The sequence below is a fragment of the Tenacibaculum aquaeponti genome, from assembly GCF_052084715.1.
In the GTDB taxonomy this organism is placed as follows: Bacteria; Bacteroidota; Bacteroidia; order Flavobacteriales; family Flavobacteriaceae; genus Polaribacter.
Genome location: NZ_CP197288.1, coordinates 3748609 through 3768854, shown reverse-complemented (window position 1 = coordinate 3768854; position 20246 = coordinate 3748609). Strand labels below are relative to the sequence as shown.

Annotated in this window: 23 protein-coding genes; 13 read left to right on the top strand and 10 right to left on the bottom strand. The window is 29.6% G+C overall.

Features of this window, described 5'->3' with window-relative positions:
• Positions 1–13 precede the first annotated feature (13 nt).
• From ACSIGC_RS17165 to ACSIGC_RS17155, 3 genes are read right to left on the bottom strand one after another with little or no spacing between them, the layout of a single operon-like run.
• Positions 14–1255: an ABC transporter permease gene (locus tag ACSIGC_RS17165; RefSeq protein ID WP_442267774.1), complete on the bottom strand. Its 1242-nt coding sequence runs from the start codon at positions 1253–1255 to the stop codon at positions 14–16.
• Positions 1256–1260: 5 nt separating this feature from the next.
• Positions 1261–2490 (bottom strand): ABC transporter permease, encoded by a 1230-nt coding sequence (locus ACSIGC_RS17160; protein ID WP_442265997.1) that lies wholly within the window; start codon positions 2488–2490, stop codon positions 1261–1263.
• A gap of 1 nt (position 2491) precedes the next feature.
• Positions 2492–3193, bottom strand: coding sequence for an ABC transporter ATP-binding protein (locus ACSIGC_RS17155; RefSeq protein WP_442265996.1), 702 nt, complete (start codon positions 3191–3193; stop codon positions 2492–2494).
• 136 nt (positions 3194–3329) lie between these two features.
• Between ACSIGC_RS17155 and ACSIGC_RS17150 the strand changes: the two genes are divergently transcribed.
• Genes ACSIGC_RS17150 through ACSIGC_RS17140 form a run of 3 tightly spaced genes read left to right on the top strand, consistent with a single transcriptional unit; the run spans position 3330 to position 5089 of the window.
• Positions 3330–3746 carry a thiol-disulfide oxidoreductase DCC family protein gene (locus tag ACSIGC_RS17150; RefSeq protein ID WP_442265995.1) on the top strand — a complete coding sequence of 139 codons (417 nt, stop codon included), beginning with the start codon at positions 3330–3332 and terminating at the stop codon, positions 3744–3746.
• Positions 3747–4397 (top strand): HAD family hydrolase, encoded by a 651-nt coding sequence (locus tag ACSIGC_RS17145; protein ID WP_442265994.1) that lies wholly within the window; start codon positions 3747–3749, stop codon positions 4395–4397.
• The gene (locus tag ACSIGC_RS17140) at positions 4397–5089 is read left to right on the top strand and encodes an SMI1/KNR4 family protein (protein ID WP_442265993.1); all 693 of its coding nucleotides are present in this window, start codon (positions 4397–4399) and stop codon (positions 5087–5089) included. Before ACSIGC_RS17145 ends, ACSIGC_RS17140 begins: the two co-directional genes overlap by 1 nt.
• Before the next feature lie 4 nt (positions 5090–5093).
• Here ACSIGC_RS17140 and ACSIGC_RS17135 read toward each other — a convergent pair whose 3' ends face one another.
• From ACSIGC_RS17135 to ACSIGC_RS17110, 6 genes are all read right to left on the bottom strand, one after another.
• The gene (locus ACSIGC_RS17135) at positions 5094–6254 is read right to left on the bottom strand and encodes a flavohemoglobin expression-modulating QEGLA motif protein (protein ID WP_442265992.1); all 1161 of its coding nucleotides are present in this window, start codon (positions 6252–6254) and stop codon (positions 5094–5096) included.
• A 23-nt stretch (positions 6255–6277) separates the two neighbouring features.
• The gene (locus ACSIGC_RS17130; protein WP_442265991.1) at positions 6278–7108 is read right to left on the bottom strand and encodes an N-formylglutamate amidohydrolase; all 831 of its coding nucleotides are present in this window, start codon (positions 7106–7108) and stop codon (positions 6278–6280) included.
• Entirely contained in the window at positions 7109–7435 is a 327-nt protein-coding gene (locus tag ACSIGC_RS17125; RefSeq protein ID WP_442265990.1) for a hypothetical protein, read from the bottom strand.
• Positions 7436–7437: 2 nt separating this feature from the next.
• On the bottom strand, positions 7438–8277 hold the full coding sequence (locus ACSIGC_RS17120; protein WP_442265989.1) for a sulfurtransferase: 840 nt from the start codon (positions 8275–8277) through the stop codon (positions 7438–7440).
• Between the two features lie 11 nt (positions 8278–8288).
• Positions 8289–9320 carry a glutathione synthase gene (gene gshB, locus ACSIGC_RS17115; RefSeq protein ID WP_442265988.1) on the bottom strand — a complete coding sequence of 344 codons (1032 nt, stop codon included), beginning with the start codon at positions 9318–9320 and terminating at the stop codon, positions 8289–8291.
• Positions 9321–9444: 124 nt separating this feature from the next.
• On the bottom strand, positions 9445–10770 hold the full coding sequence (locus ACSIGC_RS17110) for a dicarboxylate/amino acid:cation symporter (RefSeq protein ID WP_442265987.1): 1326 nt from the start codon (positions 10768–10770) through the stop codon (positions 9445–9447).
• A gap of 141 nt (positions 10771–10911) precedes the next feature.
• Here ACSIGC_RS17110 and ACSIGC_RS17105 point away from each other — a divergent pair, with 141 nt between their 5' ends.
• Both ACSIGC_RS17105 and ACSIGC_RS17100 read left to right on the top strand, forming a co-directional pair.
• Complete coding sequence (locus ACSIGC_RS17105) at positions 10912–11553, top strand: DUF937 domain-containing protein (RefSeq protein ID WP_442265986.1); 642 nt, start codon at positions 10912–10914, stop codon at positions 11551–11553.
• Between the two features lie 88 nt (positions 11554–11641).
• Positions 11642–11947 (top strand): DUF6787 family protein, encoded by a 306-nt coding sequence (locus ACSIGC_RS17100; RefSeq protein WP_442265985.1) that lies wholly within the window; start codon positions 11642–11644, stop codon positions 11945–11947.
• Position 11948: 1 nt separating this feature from the next.
• Here the strand turns inward: ACSIGC_RS17100 and ACSIGC_RS17095 are convergent, their stop codons facing one another.
• Positions 11949–12245, bottom strand: a complete 297-nt coding sequence (locus ACSIGC_RS17095) for a hypothetical protein (protein WP_442265984.1) — start codon at positions 12243–12245, stop codon at positions 11949–11951.
• An 85-nt stretch (positions 12246–12330) separates the two neighbouring features.
• On the opposite strand from ACSIGC_RS17095, the gene ACSIGC_RS17090 reads away from it, so the two are divergent.
• The 8 genes from ACSIGC_RS17090 to ACSIGC_RS17055 all read left to right on the top strand — a co-directional run bounded on the left by ACSIGC_RS17090 (position 12331) and on the right by ACSIGC_RS17055 (position 20228).
• Positions 12331–12963: an NUDIX hydrolase gene (locus tag ACSIGC_RS17090; RefSeq protein WP_442265983.1), complete on the top strand. Its 633-nt coding sequence runs from the start codon at positions 12331–12333 to the stop codon at positions 12961–12963.
• Positions 12964–13004: 41 nt separating this feature from the next.
• On the top strand, positions 13005–13835 hold the full coding sequence (locus ACSIGC_RS17085; RefSeq protein WP_442265982.1) for a lysophospholipid acyltransferase family protein: 831 nt from the start codon (positions 13005–13007) through the stop codon (positions 13833–13835).
• A 15-nt stretch (positions 13836–13850) separates the two neighbouring features.
• Positions 13851–14942 carry a M42 family metallopeptidase gene (locus tag ACSIGC_RS17080; protein WP_442265981.1) on the top strand — a complete coding sequence of 364 codons (1092 nt, stop codon included), beginning with the start codon at positions 13851–13853 and terminating at the stop codon, positions 14940–14942.
• A gap of 110 nt (positions 14943–15052) precedes the next feature.
• A complete protein-coding gene (locus tag ACSIGC_RS17075; RefSeq protein ID WP_442265980.1) occupies positions 15053–16201 on the top strand; it encodes an aminotransferase class V-fold PLP-dependent enzyme in 1149 nt (382 codons plus the stop codon).
• A 1-nt stretch (position 16202) separates the two neighbouring features.
• Positions 16203–16751: an NUDIX hydrolase gene (locus ACSIGC_RS17070; protein WP_442265979.1), complete on the top strand. Its 549-nt coding sequence runs from the start codon at positions 16203–16205 to the stop codon at positions 16749–16751.
• Positions 16752–16960: 209 nt separating this feature from the next.
• Positions 16961–17722: a hypothetical protein gene (locus ACSIGC_RS17065; protein ID WP_442265978.1), complete on the top strand. Its 762-nt coding sequence runs from the start codon at positions 16961–16963 to the stop codon at positions 17720–17722.
• 174 nt (positions 17723–17896) lie between these two features.
• A complete protein-coding gene (locus tag ACSIGC_RS17060) occupies positions 17897–18277 on the top strand; it encodes a cyclophilin-like family protein (RefSeq protein ID WP_442265977.1) in 381 nt (126 codons plus the stop codon).
• A 13-nt stretch (positions 18278–18290) separates the two neighbouring features.
• On the top strand, positions 18291–20228 hold the full coding sequence (locus ACSIGC_RS17055; protein ID WP_442265976.1) for an alpha-amylase family glycosyl hydrolase: 1938 nt from the start codon (positions 18291–18293) through the stop codon (positions 20226–20228).
• The last annotated feature ends 18 nt before the right edge of the window (positions 20229–20246 follow it).

The window sequence follows — 20246 nt, the reverse complement described above, 5'->3', positions numbered from 1 at the left end:
ATTACTATTTTTTTTATTCTTCTCTTAATGCTTCTATTGGTTTTATTAATGTTGCCATATAAGCTGGTATTAATCCTATTGAAGTTCCTAATACTATAAGAATTCCAAATGCTATTAAAATAATTGGAATATTTACTGTAGGATTTAATAAGGCCGCATCTGGACCTGTTGCAAATGCTTTATCTATTCCATAAAGGACAAGACCTCCGAAAATGATTCCTAACATTCCTGCAACAACAGTTAAGAAAATTGATTCTAGTATTACTTGTAATCTAATTTCTATTGGAGTTGCTCCTAGTGCTCTTCGTATTCCAATTTCTTTGGTTCTCTCTTTCACCGTAATCAATAAGATATTTCCAATTGCAAAAACTCCTGCTATTAATGTTGCGATTCCTACAAACCAAGTTAAAAATTGCATTCCAGTAAGGAAACCTGTAAATTTTCCTATTTCTTTTCCTAAGTTGATCCCACCTAATGCTTTATTATCTTCAGGATCTACCGTATGTAGGTTTTTTAAAGCTAATTGAATATCTAATTCAAACTGTTCAATATCTATTCCTTCTTCAGCAGTAATCATCATCCAATCAATTCTATTTCCTCTATTATAAATTTGTTGAAAAGTAGTAAATGGTATGTAAGCTGTATCACCATCAAAATCAATTGCTCCAGATTTATAAACTCCAACTACTTTATAGTTTACATTATTAATAATGATATATTGATTGATCGGATCTTCATTTTTTTCAAATAACTGTTTATAAATATTTTCTTCTATTACAGTCACTTTAGTTTTATTATCAATATCATTCTGATTTAGAAATCTTCCGTAAATCAAATTTTTCTTCTGTACTTTATCAAGTACTGGATAATCTCCACTAACTTGAAAATCTCCAGATTTAAAACCATTTACCATTAAATTCATGGTTTGACATCTTGGTACAATATACTTTAAACGTCCTTTAAATTCTTCTTGTAATACATCAACATCTTTTGTTTTTAATTGTATTCTTCGACCTTTTTGAAATCCTTTAAAAGGTTTTTCAGTTCTTTGTGTCCAAACTACTAGGCTGTTTGTTGCAAAATCACCAAATAAATTTTTAAAATTATTTTCCATTCCTCTTGCAGCTCCTAAAAGAACAACTAACAAGAATATTCCCCAAAGCACTCCAATAATCGTAATCACTGTACGAGTTTTGTTTTTACGAATTCCTCCGTAAATCTCTTGCCAAGTATCTGAATCAAATAAAAATTTAATCATAATTAATCTGCTCTTAGTGCTACAATTGGTTTGATTTGTGCGGCTCTTTTTGCTGGCAAATACCCTGCAAGTAAACCAGCTAATATTAAAATAATTGTAGCTCCTACAACTATTCCTGTACTTACACTAGGATTATAAATGAAATATTTCTCTAATCCATCTCCTATTTGATCCAGTATAAAAGTTCCGAGTAAAAGTCCAAAATACCCAGCTAAACCAGTTATTAAAAGTGATTCTTTTACCACCATTCCTATTATTGAAACGGGCTTAGCTCCCAATGCCTTTCTTATCCCAAATTCTTTTGTTCTTTCTTTAATAGAAAAAATCATAATATTACTAATTCCAATAATTCCTGCTATTAATGTTCCAGAACCTACAAAAATCACAATAAAGAATAATGCTGTTGTTAACTGACCTACCCCTTTATTCGCTTCGGCCATATTTCTAATAAACAAAGCGCTTTGATCATCAGGATGTATATCTAATCGTTGTTTTAAATCTCTTTCTAATCCATTTCCAAATGATAAGGCTCTATCAATCGTAAGTCTCGGATTATATCCAATTAAAATATTATCTATAAAATCATTATTCCCATATAATTTTTGTGCAGTTGTAATTGGCATATATATATTTCGCTCTTCTCTATCTCCTCCTTCATCAGAAAAAACCCCAACTATTTTATAGGATATATCATTAACGTTAACATATTTACCTAAAGCTACTCGTTCACCAAAAAGATCTTTTTTTACTAAACGACCTATAACTATAACTTTATTTTTCTGATTTAAATCTAACTGATTAATAAATCTTCCTTCATCAATGATCGTTTTTTCTAAATATCTATGATCTGGATGAACTGCTCTAATGTTATAATTATCTTGATTATTTTTATAAACAACCTGAGCACTTAAGTATTTTCTTGCTGATATATATTGAATCTTATCAGAATAATTATCTACGATATAATCTAAATCTTTATTTCTAAGTTTTATTCGTCTACCAGATTGTAACCCTTTATACGGTTTAGTAGTTTTCCAAACTCTTACAAACATTGAATTATTTGCGTCATCAACAAAAGCTTGAGTAAAAAAATTCTGAAGTCCATTTACAATTCCAAAAAGTAATGTAAATAATAATATTGCAAATGAAATTGTAAACCCAGAAAGTATAGTTCTAAGTTTATTTTTGTTGATACTTTGAAATATCTCTCGCCAAGAATCTAAATCGAACATACTAATAAACTTTTTTCAAATCGTGTTTTTTTGTATACTCGTCACTTATAATTACTCCATCTTTTAATCGAACAATTCTATTGGTTTGTTCTGCTACATCTTCCTCATGAGTAATTACAAAAACTGTCATCCCTTCATCATTAATTCCTTTTAAAAGATCCATAACAGAATCTGTTGTTTTAGAATCTAATGCTCCAGTTGGCTCATCAGCTAAGATTACTTTAGGTTTTGTTACTAGAGCTCTAGCAATTGCCACTCTCTGTTTTTGTCCTCCAGATAATTCATTAGGTAAGTGATTAGCCCAAGGTCCAAGCTCTACCTTTTCTAAATATTCTTGAGCTATTTTTAATCGTTCTTTTCTCCCCATACCTTTATAGTACAATGGAAGTGCTACATTTTCAACAGCTGTCTTGTATGAAATCAAATTAAAAGATTGAAAAACAAACCCAAGAAACTTATTTCTTAAAATAGCAGCCTTTTTTTCGTTTAGGTTTTGAATTAGTTGTCCGTTTAAGTAATAATTCCCTTCATCATGGCTATCTAATAAACCAACGATATTTAATAATGTTGATTTTCCAGAACCTGAAGATCCCATAATAGATACAAATTCACCCTCTTTAATATGTAAATCAAGTCCTTTTAATACATGTAGCGATTCTTTTCCTATTGGATAAGATTTGTGTAGTCCTTCTATTCGAATCATATGGTTAGTTAGTTTTACTTTAAAATAAGTACACAAAAAACCTAATATTGCATACATACAAACACTAGACGCTGACAATTAAAATTTGTTACAAGAAGTTATCGTAATTTTGTAAAAAAGATTAAAACATTGTTTTATGATTGATTTCCCAAAGGATAAACAAATCATACTTTTTGATGGTATTTGTAATCTATGTAATGATTTTGTGCTTAAAGTTATTAGGTACGATAAGAAGAATAACTTTTTATTTACATCTTTACAATCTGAAACTGGAAAAACAATACTTGAACATTTAAAAATTAATACTTCAGAAATAGATTCAATTATCCTTTATAAACCGTCCTCTTCTTATTACATTAAATCTTCTGCAGCATTAAAAATTATGAATAGCTTCGGAAGTATTTGGAAATTAACTTATTTTTTTTGGTTAATTCCAAAACCTTTGCGTAATCTTGCCTACGATTTTATAGCCAAAAATCGTTATAAATGGTTTGGTAAAAAAGAACAGTGTATGATACCAACCCCAGAGTTAACATCTAAATTTTTAAATTAAATGGTACAAGATTTAAAATGTGTAATTTTTGATATGGATGGTGTAATAATAGATTCAGAAGAATTACATAAAAAAGCTTATTATCAAGTTTTTGAATCTTTAAACCTTGAAGTTAACGAAACTTTGTATACATCATTTACAGGTTCTTCAACTTTAAATGCATTCCAAAAATTAGTAGCACATTTTAATTTAAATGAGCAACCAGAAGATTTAGTTTTAAATAAAAGAAAACGATATGTTGATTTTTTTGAAACTGATCCAAATTTAAAATTGATAGATGGCGTTGAAGATTTAATTAAATACTTTTATAGTAAAGGATATGTTTTAGTTTTAGCATCTTCTTCTGCTATGGTTAATATAAATAGAGTATTTGACAGGTTTAATCTTCAGAAATATTTTAAAGCTAAAATTAGCGGAGCAGATTTAAAGGCCTCTAAACCACACCCTGAGATATTTGAAAAAGCTGTACATTTGGGAGGTTATAATAAAGAGGAATGTATAGTAATTGAAGATTCAGACAACGGTATTAAAGCAGCAAATGACGCTGGTGTGTTTGTTGTAGGTTATGATAATCCTATAGTTACAAACCAAACTTTAGAAAATGCCGATATGGTAATCTCTGATTACAAAGAATTAATTGATTTATTTTAATGAAAGCAACGTCATTAAAAGCGTTTTTTATTACGCTTATTTTTATATTATCATTTGGAGGTTTGTCTATATACATATCTAAAAGATCGAAATCCAATGCAGAAAAGAAAAATGTAGCCGAGAAACTTCAGATGGTAAAAAAAGTTAGAGATCAGATTGATTCTGTTACTTTAGATACTAAAACTGAAGATTACACTATGGAGCAAATAATTAAATTGCTCGATGATTATGAAAAGCATCAAAAAATAGGAAAAAAACTGAAGAACACTGATATTAAAGAATTTGAACTAAAATTAGATTTAATTTTTCCGAAATCTTATATTACTTTTTTAGAACATTTTGGCAACGGAGGTTCAGTATACAATAATAAAATTTTAAGTATAGAAAAACCAATATTTTTATCTAAATATCTAAAAACTACAGATCGAAAAATTGAAGATGAAGATGGATTTAAAATAAATACTAATTCTATCTTATGTTTAACCTCAGAAGATTCTAAAGATGGTATTTGGTGTTGGTTAACTGAAGATGAATCTAATAAAAACGGTGAATGGCCAATAGCTTATTTCAATAATAAAGAGAAGAAACTCTATTATGGAGTTGATAATTTTAACCAATGGTTAGATTTACTTTTAACTCACAAATCTGAAATCTCAACCGTTATCAGCAACGATTCAACTTCTGTTGAATAATCTTTTACTTTAAATTATCTAAAATAAAGTTTATCGTTGTATTTGAATTATCATTCACTGCATAAGAATCTGTAATGAATTTTGATGGTACAGCATAACCTTGATTTATTAAATACTTAATATCATCTGCAAATTCCAGTGTTACTTTTCCTGTTAATAATATTCCTAAATCTTTACCTTCTTTATGATAATTATAAATCTTTTTTAACCCAGTTAGATATAAATAATCTTTTGTAAAACCTCCTCCTCTATAAGCTCTTAAAGTTATATAAAAAGCAGCTTCTCTATCTAAATCGTAAGTATTATGAAGCAATCTAAATGTTTTGGAAAACGAATATCCTTTTGCTAAACCATTCACAGCTAAAACTCGATAAGCTAATTCTTTTAATCGCTTTATCGTTAAATTTCCAGACATATATTCACTAAAAACTGCTAAACCTTCTTGAGTTTCTTCGTTATTTGGAAATCCATGAGAAAAGACTTTTAAATCATGTTCTAAACCATTCATTGTAGTCACCATATGAACTCCAATTTCATGATTGGTTAAAATGGCCATTTCATTTTCAGAATAGGTATGATTGCTATTAACAACTAAACTCTTTGTACTATTTAACACCATTGCTATAGCACTCATAGTTGAAGAATGTTTGATATTAAAATCAAAGTCATACTTCTCTCCATAAGTTTTAAAGATTGCCTCGGCTTCTGATGGTGAATATTTTGGTTGAAAAATAGAATTGTTTTCCGTATCATCTTCAAAATGAAGAATGAATTTTGCATTTTCTACATCGGTCTCTGTAGGAGAACCAAAAGATCGCAAACTATTGTAGTAAAACTTCTTTCCTTCTCCAATTGTTTCTATACATTGAATTAATCCTGAGTAGAAATAAATAATTTCTTCATATAAATTTCTAATTCTCTCGTCTTGTATAGCCTCTAGTTCTAAAGCAAAAAACTGACTATGCAATTTAAATTTATCGAAATCTCTTTTTGGATATTTAAAATCTGGATCTGTTAAATATTTTGAAGCAAAAAACTTTTGTTTTTCCTCTTCTATATTAACAGGATTTACATATCTCAATAATTCAATTTTCTTAACAAGCGTATCTATTTGCTTGTCTATATCCAATAGTTTTTGTGCTTTTACAGAAGTATCCATTATCATTAAAAAAACTCAATACAGCAAAGTTAAGATTTATGTTTAGCATAAAAAGTTTCTGCATGTTCTTTTAACATTACATCTAAATAAACTTTTACAGCGTGTACAACTTCAGGATATATAATTTGATTGAGTTCATCGCAATAAACTTTAGCTATTTCAGTAGCCAAAACCAAAGTGTTCTTAAAGTTTTGAGTAATATATTTTAAGAAATACCCATTTCCTTGAAAAGTATCATTAATTTTTGAAGTAGATTTTATTCCTTTAGGCAAAGGCATTTCTTCTAAAATTGCTCGCCAACTTTCTATTTCTTGTTTAAAACGAATTTGATCAACATTAGATGTACCTAAATTCCAAGTTGGCACTTCTCTATCCCAACGTTGCCAATTATAACTATGCATATCATAAACAATACACATGCCGAATTTATCTTCTATTTTATGTATTAAAGCATGAACAACTTTATAAAATGCAGAATGTTTTTGTAAACTTTTACTTTTCTGTTCACCTGGTAATGAAGTTTTCCAAAGTTGTTTTCCCCAGGCATCTTCATAAATTGCATTATCTGGAGCTCTATTTAAATCGTATTCAAATCGAGAATCTAAACCAGCAATAACAATCGGGTGAAATGCTATCATTTGTTTTGTACAAGGATCTTCTTCATACCAACGATCATATTCAGTATGCAAACAATTACTCCACAATTCTTTTCTAAATTGATGTCCATCATGTACTGCTCCACAAACATATGGTACATAACTATCAATCTTTATAGTAAATGAATAATCTTTTGAAACGGCTTCAAAAACCTCTTCAGAAGTAATTTTTCGAATAATTTCTTGAACTGATAATCTCTCCATTTAATTCAATATCTTTTGTAGTGTTTTAAAGATCGACTTCTCAACTTTATCTACGGTTCCATCTGCAAAAAAGACTTCTTTTATATCTTTAATTAATGCTCTTTTTTCTTCTTGAGCATATTTATGAATTACCAAATACTCTTTAATATTTTCTATAATATCTTCTTCTTTATCAAAAACAATTTGAGTATGTATTTTGTTAAATGTTCTCTCATCTACTTTAGAAAGAATATATTCTCTTTCTTCTTCTGTTTCTATGATATTACATTGTGCTGCATATAATAAAACGTATGCTTCAAACTCAGTTTTTGTCCAATCTATACTCATATTTATATTTCAATTGGTAAGTTTAGGGAACTTCCCCACTCTGTCCACGAACCGTCGTAAACAGTATAATTATTTTCTCCTGTAATCTCCAATCCTAAAGCAAGAATACAAGCTGTTATTCCTGTTCCACAAGAAAAGATAAATGATTTATTTGTAGGATTTATAGTTTTAAAAATATCCTTCAATTGACTCATAGTTTTCATCTTCCCTTTTTCTTTTAATTCTGTATGTGGTAAACTACATGAGCCTGGAATATGACCGCCTCGTAATCCTTCTCGTGGCTCCTTTACTTCTGCATAAAAACGCTCTTTAGATCTAGCATCTGCTAAACAATAATTTTTCTTTTCAATGTTCGATAAAACATCTTTAGTAAATGTTACTTTTTTGCTTTGAAATTCAGCTTTAAAATTTCCTCTATTTAGTTTAGTAGTAAATTCTTCTTGAATTGGTAAATTTTGATTTTTCCATTCAGGAAGACCACCATCTAAGACAGCAATATTACTAAAACCAAAAGTTTTGAATAAGAACCAAACCCGTGCTGAAGAATAAATTCCTAAGTCATCGTAAACTACGATACAACTATCTTTATTCACTCCTATTTCTTGAGCTTTTTCTTCAAAATAAGATGTTTCTGGAAAAGTATTAGGAAATTTACCATCTTTATCTAAAAACACTCCTTTTAAATCAAAAAATATTGCTTTAGGAATAATTTCTTTTTTAGTATTAGAAATAGTATTAGAAGTTACCTTAGGTATAGTTGCATCAAAAATAATTAAATCATTATTATCTATATTTTCATGAAGCCATTGTACAGAAACTATAGGCTTTTCTATTTGTAACATTACTAATAATTTTAAGCTTCTTCTACTCTACGCTTTAAATCTGTCATTCTTCTGAAAGAAGCATTCTTCTCTAACACTTTACTTTCTAAAAAATCGATTACTTTTTCTTGAAGTTTTACTTTTGAAACTTTATTGATATAAGTTATTCCACCAGGACTCATTACATTCACTTCAACTAACTTTCCATTAATCACATCAATTCCAACAAAATACAATCCATCCTTAACTAATTTCGGACCAATTTTTTTACATAAGATTTTCTCTGCTGGTGTTAACCGATGCTTTTCAACTCTACCTCCTGCTGTTATATTTGATCTATGATCTTTTTCTCCTGGAATACGTTTCATGGCTCCAATTGGCAATCCGTTTAACATTAAAATACGAACATCTCCTTTTTCAGCACCTTCAATATACTCCTGTAAAATTACATAATCAGAAGACCCATCACTTTTACTAATGTAGAAATCTAACAAGGAATTAATATTGCCCATTGCGGATTTTTCAATTAGAATTACTCCAGAACCTCCATACCCGTTTAAAGGTTTTAATATCATCTTATCTGAATTCGACTCTTCTATAGTTTTGATCAGATAATTCTTATTTTTCGACACGTGAGTAACAGGAATTATCTCATTATTAGGATCCTCAAAAACAGCCGTATATAATTTATTATTTGCTTCTCTCATTCCTTGAACAGAATTGATAACAAATACATCATCTTTAACTGAATCTAAAAAATTTAACATTAATGGATCTAAAGGAGGGTTTGCTCTCATAAAAATAGCATCAAACCCAGCTAAAGGCAACATTTCTTCTCTTGTTGTTGCTTTTTTATAATATGATTTTATAGAAGATGGTACTTTATCCATTCTATTAATAATTGTACAAAAAGCGTTTGTTACACTATTTCGTATTGTTAAATTAGAAGGAGTACAAATGGCAACACCATGACCTCTTTTTGCGCATTCGTAAATAAGAGTAAGAGAAGAATCTTTATCTGGATTAATCTCTTCCCAAGGATACATTAAAAAACAAATATTCATCTAAGAATTATTGATTTAGTTAGTTTATTTTTTGGTTATTATAGATTAAAAAACACCAAGTACTTTATAGAGTATTGGTGTTTATAAAATTACTATTTTTTTATTTACAAGAAAGAAATAAAAATTATTTTACTTCATCGTAATGATCATCCCAGTTTTTTGGTTTTGGTTCACCAAGTTTTCCTACTGATTTTGCTATCATTGTAGCTACAGTTGCATCACCTGTAACATTAATTACTGTTCTACACATATCCAATGGCCTATCAACAGCAAAAATTAATGCTAAACCTATAGGTAACAATTCACTTGGAAATCCTACAGATTCTAAAACAATAACTAGCATTACCATTCCTGCACTTGGAACAGCTGCAGAACCTATTGATGCTAATAAGGCAGTTAAAATGATAGTTAATTGGTTTGTAAATGTTAATCCTTCAGGCCAAATTACTTGCATTATAAAAACAGCTGCAATCCCTTGATATAAACTGGTACCATCCATATTTACTGTTGCTCCAACTGGCAATACAAAACCAGAAACTTCTTTATCCACTCCTACATGTTCTTCTACACGTTCCATAGTTACTGGTAAAGTTGCAGCACTCGAACTCGTTGAAAACGCTAATAATTGTGCTGGACTAATCTTTTGTAAAAACCATAGTGGAGATTTTTTTACATAAACTTTAATTAATAAAAGATAAAAACCTACCATTAAAGCTAAACCAAAAACAACACACATTGAATACCATAATAATTTTACTAATATTTCAGTGTCATCAAACGCAATTATAACATTAGCCAATAAAGCGAAAACAGCATAAGGAGCAAATAACATTATTAAATCTACCATCTTCATTACAACTTCATTTAATGAGTCGAAAAAACTAATTAAAGGTTTTGCTTTTTCTTCTGCAATTAATAGTAAACTAATTCCAACAAAAAGTGCGAAAAAGATCACCTGTAACATTGAAGCATTTACAAATGACTTAAAAATATTACTAGGAAAAATATCAACTAAAGCTTGTAAAGGTCCTGCTCCTCTTTGATCTGAAGCTTTTTGTAACTTATCTGCAACACCAGCATCACTTGCATATTTTTCTTTAATCTTTTCTATTGTTTCTTTGGACATTCCAACCCCTGGTTTCACTGTATTTACAATACCTAAACCTATAATAATAGCAACTAAGGTAGTAGTAACGTATATACCTAATGTTCTTAACCCCATTGATTTTATCTTAGAGATATCTTTCAAATCCGAAATACCTTTTATAAGTGATGCTAAGATCAAAGGTACTGCTATCAATTTAAGCAGATTAATGAAAATTTTTCCAAAAGGTGCAATCCAACTTGAGACAAATCCTTTACCTCCATCTATAGTATTCATTAAAAAACCGAAAATTATACCAAGAATCATTCCTATGATAATTTTCCAGTGTAATGCTAATTTCTTCATTTGTTTATTTTGGTTTGAGTAATGTTTGTAAAAATATAAAATTGAATACAATTAGCATATCTATAATTTACAAGAAAATTGTGACTTTGTTTTTGTATATTGTGTCAGTATAACTGTATAATTAATATTAAAATCAAAAAAATGGAAGGAATTTTAGACTTACTAAATAGCCCAATGGGTAAAACTATCATTAATGGAGTTGCTGGATCTACGGGACAAGATAGCAGTAAAACAGGAAGCGTTTTAACAATGGCTTTACCTGTTTTAATGAAAGCAATGCAACGTAATGCAGCTACACCTCAAGGAGCTGAAGGATTAATGGGAGCTTTAAATAAACACGATGGTGGAATATTAGACAACCTTGGTGATTTGTTTAATGGTGGTGTAAACAATGATGTAGTTAATGATGGTGGTAAAATTTTAGGACATGTTTTAGGGTCTAAACAACAAGGAGTTGAACAAGTTATTGGTCAGAAAACTGGAATGGATATTGGTGCTGTTGGAAATATTTTAAAAACTGCTGCTCCAATCTTAATGGGAGTTTTAGGAAAGCAATCAAGACAAAACGGAGTAAGCAATGCTGGTGGAATTGGTGATTTGTTAGGTGGAATGTTAGGCGGAAATAGTAATCAACAAGAACAAAGTTTCTTAGAGAAAATTTTAGATGCAGATGGTGACGGTAGTGTTATCGATGATGTTGCTGGTATGATATTAGGTGGTAGTCAGAAAAAATCTGGAGGTTTACTTGGTGGACTTTTAGGTGGTTTATTTGGTAAGAAATAAGATTCAGTTTATATAACAACAAAAGGGTAAACATGCTTGTTTACCCTTTTTCTTTTGTATACATTTGCCCTTTATTTAATTTTTTTCTGTGGATAAATTAAAAGAACGTTGGGGACTTAAAACAACTTGGGATGTAGTTGCCGTCTTAATAGTATTTGCCATTAATGGTTCATTTTCTGCTTGGGTTGCTAAACCAATTACAAGTTTTCTTGGTTTATCACCAGAAACTTTAAACCCTTGGATTTATTATCCTTTAAGAATACTATTAATATTCCCTATTTATCAAACTACTTTACCAATAGTTGGTTGGTTATTCGGTCAGTTTAAATTCTTTTGGGAATTTGAAAAGAAATTTCTATCTCGACTAGGTTTAGGTTTCTTATTCAAGAAATAACTTAAACATCAATTATTTTCTTAGTTTCTTTTTTTCCTTTTAACACATAAGTATATAGCCACATTAAAGTAAAAGTTGGTATGATATCTAATCCTGGTAAAATTTCTTCAATAAAAGAAATTGCTCCGGCTATCTTTCCTTGATTTCCTTTATACATTTTGGTCATAATATAAGCTGAAGCAGGTGCCCAAATAATATCTGTAAACTCAGCTAATACTGGAATTAAAAAAGAAGCATATCCAATAAGATCAAAAAGAATACTTAAGAATAATTTTTGGTATTTATTTTCTCTATTCATATTTGTATTTTAGTTATTTATTAACTTGAATCAAACTTCAAGCCATTATATTAGACACATTAAACTAGAAAAAGTAACACCTTTAATGGATTTTACATATTTTAAAAATCAAATAAACGCAATAAAAAACAACGATTTAGGAGGAATTACCTCTCAATTTAAATTAGTTCCTGAAATAAGAATTAAAATCTCTGAGGAAACTATTAAAAAGAGTAATCCTAGAAAAGCAGCTGTACTTTGTCTTTTTTATCCAGATTCTGAAGGAAAAACTGTTTTTTTACTTACTAAAAGAGCTAGTTATAAGGGTACACATTCTGCTCAAATTAGTTTTCCAGGAGGAAAAGCAGACGAAGAAGATAAAACTTTTGCCGATACCGCTTTACGAGAATTAGAAGAAGAAGTTGGAGTCGACAGAAATAGTGTACAACTTATTCGACAAATTTCAGATACTTATATTCCACCAAGCAATTTTATGGTAACTCCTTTCATTGGATACTTAAACAATAAACCAAACTACGTTACCAACGAAGAAGTTGCAGAAATAATTGAAGTACAACTAGATGACTTATTAGATGATTCAAAAATATCATCTGTTGAACTAGACACTTCTTACATGAAAAAAATAGCAGTTCCCTGTTTTTTATTAAATGAACAAGTGGTTTGGGGAGCTACAGCTATGATTCTATCTGAAATAAAAGATTTAATAAAAGAATCATGATTAAAAATGTTTTGTAAATTTGTTTAACTAAAGAAGTTTTTATGCCCCTGTTTAAAAGGAATCCTTTTGGCCATATCTTATTCATAAAGAGATTATTAATTCAAATTTTAGGAATTATTTCTCATGGTCGTTATAGAAGTTTTAATGAATTACAAATAGAAGGTTCAGACATATTAAGACAATTACCAGATAAAAACATATTATTCATATCTAATCATCAAACTTATTTTGCTGATGTAGCTGCTATGATTCATGTTTTTAATGCAGCCTTAAAAGGTAGAGATGATAATATTAAGAATATTGGTTACTTATGGAAACCTAAATTAAATATTTACTATGTAGCCGCAGGAGAAACTATGCGTTCTGGTTTTTTACCTAGAGTTTTTGCTTATGTAGGTTCTGTTTCTGTAGAAAGAACTTGGAGAAATGCTGGTAAAGATGTTAAAAGACAAGTAAAAATGTCTGATATCTCTAATATAGGAAAAGCATTAAACGATGGTTGGGTAATTACATTCCCACAAGGTACTACAACCCCTTTTAAACCAATACGAAGAGGAACTGCACACATTATTAAAACTTTTAAACCAACTGTTGTTCCAATTGTAATTGATGGATTCAGACGTTCTTTTGATAAAAAAGGATTAATGATTAAAAAAAGAAATGTTCTTCAATCTATGGTGATTAAAGAGCCTTTAGAAATTGATTATGAAAACGAAGATGTTGCTAGTATTGTAGAAAAAATCGAATACGCTATAGAACAACACCCTTCTTTCTTAAAAGTTTTAACTCCAGAACAGATAAAAGAAGAACAAGAATATCGAGAAAAAAGACGTTTTTGGGGACCTGATTCTGGTAAAGAGGAAGAAGAATAATTAACATATACTATAATGGGAGAAAACAAATCTATTTTAAACGAAAAATCACTTGATTTTTTAGAAAAATACTTAAATAACGCTGCTCCTACAGGATACGAGTGGGAAGGTCAGAAAATATGGATGGATTACTTAAAACCATATGTTGATGATTTTATTACCGATACATACGGTAGTGCAGTTGGAGTTATTAATCCAGATGCAAAATATAAAGTAGTAATCGAAGGGCATGCAGATGAAATTTCTTGGTATGTAAATTATATTTCAGATAACGGATTAATTTATGTCATTAGAAATGGTGGAAGTGACCACCAAATTGCACCAAGTAAAGTTGTAAATATTCACACTAAAAATGGAATTGTAAAAGGTGTGTTTGGTTGGCCTGCAATTCATACTAGAGATCGAGGAAATGAAACTCCACCAAAACCAGATAACATTTTTATAGATGTTGGATGTGCAAACAAAGAAGAAGTTGAAGCTTTAGGTGTTCATGTGGGTTGTGTAATTACATATCCAGATGAATTTCATGTATTAAACGGAGATAAATTCGTTTGTAGAGCTTTAGACAATAGAATGGGTGGTTTTATGATTGCTGAAGTTGCTCGTTTACTTCATGAGAATAAAAAAGAATTACCTTTCGGTTTATATATTACTAACTCAGTTCAAGAGGAAATAGGTTTACGTGGTGCTGAAATGATTACGCAAACTATTAAGCCAAATGTAGCCATTGTGACTGATGTAACTCATGATACTACTACTCCAATGATCGACCAAAAAAAACAAGGTCATTTAGAAATTGGTAAAGGTCCGGTTGTAGCTTATGCTCCAGCTGTACAACAAAAACTTCGTGATTTAATTATCGAAGGAGCCGAAGAAAATAATATTCCTTTCCAACGTTCTGCTTTATCTAGAGCTACCGGAACTGATACTGATGCTTTTGCTTACAGTAACGGAGGAGTTGCTTCTGCTTTAATTTCTTTACCTCTAAGATATATGCACACAACTGTAGAAATGGTTCATAGAGAAGATGTAGAGAATGTGATAAAAATGATATATCAAGCTTTATTAAAAATTGAAAGCGGAGAAGATTTCTCTTATTTCAAATAAAAATAACAGCAATATTAATTTTGTGTCATTTTGAACAAGTTTAAAAATCTCTAACGATTTTAACTAAAGTTCAAAATGACATTTTTTATTTTTATGGAAAATCAATTCAAATGAATTTAACAAATCAAAAGCATTTATTTGATCTTCCAGAAGATGTAACTTACCTGAATATAGCAAGCCTATCTCCTTCTTTCAAAAGTATTGAAGAAGCAGGACTTAGAGCTGTAAAAGAAAAAAGCAAACCTTACTTAATACCAAGTTCAGATTTCTTTAATCCTGTTACCGAGTTAAAGCAACTTTTTGCTCAACTCATTAATGTAAAGGATTATAACAGGATTGCAAACATTCCTTCTGTTTCTTACGGATTAGCAACTATTGCCCATAACATTTCTTTAAAGGAAAACAGTGAAATTGTATTAATTGAAGAACAGTTCCCTAGTAATTATTATGTTTGGGAAAAATTAGCTAAAAAACACAATGCTAAACTTAAAATAGTTCAACAAGAAATTAACGGAAAACTATGGAACGAAGCAATATTAAATGCTATAAATGATAATACTGGATTAATTGCTCTAGGAAATATTCATTGGGCAAACGGAACTATTTTTGATTTGAAAGCTATTCGTAAAAAAACCAAACAGCATAATGCACTATTAATTGTAGATGGAAGTCAATCTGTAGGAGCCTTACCTTTTTCTGTTGAAGAAATTCAACCTGATGCTATGGTTTGTGCTGGTTACAAGTGGCTTTTCGGACCTTATGGTTGTGGTTATGCCTATTTCGGATCTTATTTTGATGACGGAAATCCAATTGAAGAAAACTGGGCAAATCGATTAGGTAGCGAAAATTTAACCAATCTTACCAATTATGAATCCAACTACAAAGCATTGGCAAATCGCTATTCTGTTGGTGAACACGGAAGTTTTATTTATATCCAAATGCAAATAGCTGCGATCACTCAATTGTTAAAATGGAAAGCATCAGATCTTCAAGAATATTGCCATAAAATAACAGCATCTTCTGTTTCTCAGCTTAAAAAAGCTGGATGCGAAATTGAAGAAGATACCTATAGAGCTAAACACTTATTTGGAATTAAACTACCTGAATCTATTAACAAAAGTGCTTTAAAAGAAAGATTAGCTCATGAGAAAATATTTGTTTCTTTTAGAGGTGATTATATTCGAATTTCTTGTCATTTATACAATACTGAAGCCCATTTTGAAAAACTAACTACATGTATTCTTTCTGAAATCTCTTAATATGGATGAATTAATTGACATCGTTGATGAACAAGGAAATTATACCGGAAAAACTTGTTTAAAATCTGAAGCACATAAATACGGTTACTTCCATCCTACTGTTCATATTTGGATTTATACTACTGATCGTAAAATACTACTTCAACAAAGGGCTTTTACCAAAAAAGTTTTCCCTGGATTGTGGGATATTTCAGTAGCAGGTCATATTGGTGCAGGAGAAATTATTGAAGAAGCCGCACTTAGAGAAGTACAAGAAGAAATTGGCTATCATATTTCTCCAGAAAATTTAATTAAAATAGGAACAAGAAAACATCAAGTAAATCATCCTAATGGAATTATAGATAATGAATTTCATCATGTATTTATTGCTGAACTAAAAGTACCTGTAGAAACATTAACGATCCAAGAAAGTGAAGTAGCTGGTTTAAAATTATATGACTTAGATATTTTAAATAATACTTCTCTATATCAAAACATACTACTCCCCGAATATAGCACATATTATGAAAATGTTTTTAACGCAATTATTTCTAAATTGAAAGAGAACTAAATTAATATAGATATATTTTTAACACTTAGTCCTGTTAAAAAACCTAAACACTTTATTTAAAAGTCATCAAAAAAGAGCATTTTATACTTAAAAAAACACTTTTTTTTCTATTCTAGTTGTTATACATACACTTAACACTAAAAGCTCATTCACAAAATAATCAGTTTTATAAATTTGCCTCACAATTTAAAAACTAAAAATTTCTCCTAATGAAAAGAACTAATGTTTTTATAGTATTATTAGCTGCAATATATTTTATTAGTTGTTCTACTGAGAAACATAATTTTCCTGTTAACAAAGAATACTGGGATGTTAATGATTATGATAAAGTTATTTTCGATTTACGCTATGCCTATGAAGGTAATGAAACTAAGCCAACATTCGATAATCCTGAGCAAAGAATTGTACTTGAAAAATTAACTAACCCACAAAATTACAGAGTTCTTTTAGACAACAATAAATTAAACTTTAATCAAAAAAATAAGATTGCTTCTGATTTCTTATCACAATGGAAAAACATGAATCAAATCTATAATATTACCGATTCAAGTGATAAATATTTATATGGTAAAGAAATGCTTGAAATTTGGCAGTTTGGATTAGGGTTACAATTGGCCGCTTTCGACATAGAATTTGATCAAATTTTAGCAAATTCAAAAGATGTAAAAGACGAAGAGTTAGATGATAAAATAAAATCTCGCATTAAAAAGTTAATGATTAACTACGGAAAATACCTAAACCTAGCAACCAAAGAAAATGCATTCTATGAAAAAGAAAAAGAAACTTATGCTAATGGTATTAACACCTATTTTAAAGAGTTAATTCAAGTATATCCAGATGCTGACTATGAAAGATTGTTAAAGAAAGCTACTTCTGTTTTAGAAAAAGCTAAATCAACAACCATTAAAAAGCCTCTTAAAAACTTAATAACTTTAATTAAGACTCAGAAAAATAATAAAGAAGAAGCATAAATAAGAGTATTTTTATTACACTTTAAACACTAGTAAAATATGATTTATTTCTATTTTTACTAGTGTTTTTTTATTGATACATTAAACTTTATATACTTAAAATAAGAGTTAAAGTCATACTATCGTTTCTACAAAATAATTAACTTGAACCTTTCTAAAGAATGTATTTAAATAATGAAAGGACTACTTCAATACCACGATAATCAGATAGAAATAGAATGGGATACTTCGTCTTACATGTACAATCAACTTATAAAACATAATTCGCTAACAGGAGTTGCGAATAATATCGGAGGAGAAGTTTTCTTTTATCAATATGATTTAGATATTGAATTTGATGGAAACCAAAAAGAAATTTTTGAAGTTGGTGATGTTGTCTATTGGCGTTCTCCTAAAGAATCAGGAAAATTCGGCATCCTTTTTATGTACGGAAATACCAATTATGGAGACGGAACAAAACCCAGAACTTCTAGCCCAGGTATAAAAATAGGCACTTTTAAATCAATAGAAGACATGAGTACTATTTCTTCTAATTCGTCACTACAATTAATTTAATTTCTGTTTTCTTATGAGATTTCAACACTCGATTTTAATCAAGCTGTTCGTATTTGTAACATTATTTTTATGCTGTATTAGTTGTAAAAAAGAAGTTCAAAAAGAAATTCAGATAAACCATAGTGCTTCTACTCTTTTAGATGCTCCACCAAAATGGGCTAAGGAAGTCGTTTGGTATGAAATCGCTGTTGAACGTTTTCATAATGGAGATACAACTAATGATCCGACTTCAGAAGATATTAAAGGTTCTTATCCTGGTTTTGTTCCAAAAGGTTGGAAAATTACTCCATGGACACAAGATTGGTATAAAGATGATCCATATTTTAAAGACTATAAAAACCATAAAGATTTCTACGGAAACACATTAACTAAATTTGTAGATAAAGTTCAAATGAGACGCTACGGTGGCGATTTACAAGGTGTTTTAGATAAAATCAATTATTTAGATTCTTTAGGTGTTTCTGCCATTTATTTTAGACCACTAAACGATGCGCCTTCACTTCATAAATACGATGCAAGGAATTGGAGACATATTGATCGTAATTTTGGTCCAAATCCTCAAAAAGACATTGAAACTATTGAAAAAGAAATTCCAGATGATCCTACCACTTGGCAATTCACAGAAGCTGATAAACTATTTTTAAAAGTCATCAATGAATTTCATAAGAGAAATATTAAAGTAATTTTAGATTATTCTTGGAATCATACAGGAGAAACATTTTGGGCGTGGCAAGATGTTTTAAAAAATCAAGAAAAATCAAAATATAAAGATTGGTATTGGATTGATAAATTTGATAATCCTAAGACTCCAGAAAACGAATTTAAATATCATGGTTGGTCTGGTGTTCACGAACTTCCCGAAATTAAAGAAACACAAAAACAAGATTTATCAGTTAAGGTAAATGCTTTTGAAGGAAATGTATATAGTGAAGCTGTAAAAAATCATATTTTCAATATTACGAAACGATGGTTAGATCCAAATGGAGATGGTGATCCTTCAGATGGTGTAGATGGTTATCGATTAGATGTAGCTGGAGAAATGCCTTTAAATTTCTGGAAAGATTTTAGAAAACAAGTTCGAAATATTAATCCAGATGCATATTTATTAGGAGAAATTTGGTGGGAACAATGGCCAGACAAGCTTTTAAATCCTGAACCATTTGTTAAAGACACCATTTTTGATGCAGTGATGAATTACAGGTGGTATAGAGCATCTAGACAATTTTTTAGTGAGACTCCTAAAAATATCACCTCACAACAATTTGTAGATAGTTTGCAAATTTTTGCACATGGTATTAGAAAAGCAAATAACTATGCAATGATGAACTACACTGGAGGTTTTGATACACCAAGATTACTTACTTCCTTATTTAATAACACTCCATATAAATTCGGATGTAAAGTTCATGAAAATCATGAATATAAAATTCATAAACCTGATAATGCAACACTAGAAACTTTAAAACTTTTAATTACTCACCAACATACATATTTTGGAGCTCCACATATTTATGCAGGAGATGAAATGGGGATGTGGGGCGCAGATGATCCTTCTTGTAGAAAGCCTTTAATTTGGCCTGAATATACTTTTGAAGACGAAACTACACATCCTCTTCAACAAAAAAGACCAGTAGATAAAGTAAAGTTTAATCATAAACTTTTCGATTTTTACCAAGAAATCATAAAAGTTAGAAAAGAAAACCCTGTATTAGTTCATGGTGAAATTGAATATATAACACAAGAGAATCCAGAAGTTTTACTTTACAAACGTTATTCGAAGGATGAAGAAATTTTTGTTATTTTCAACATTGGAAATACATCAACATCAATACAACTTCCGAAGAAAAAAACAACTGAATTTTCTACTGTATTTAGTACTGCGGATTTTCAAATGAAAGAAAACAATACAACTATTTTAATTCCTAAAAGAAGTGCTGTTATTTTAAGATAAACCTCTATGGACTAAAAG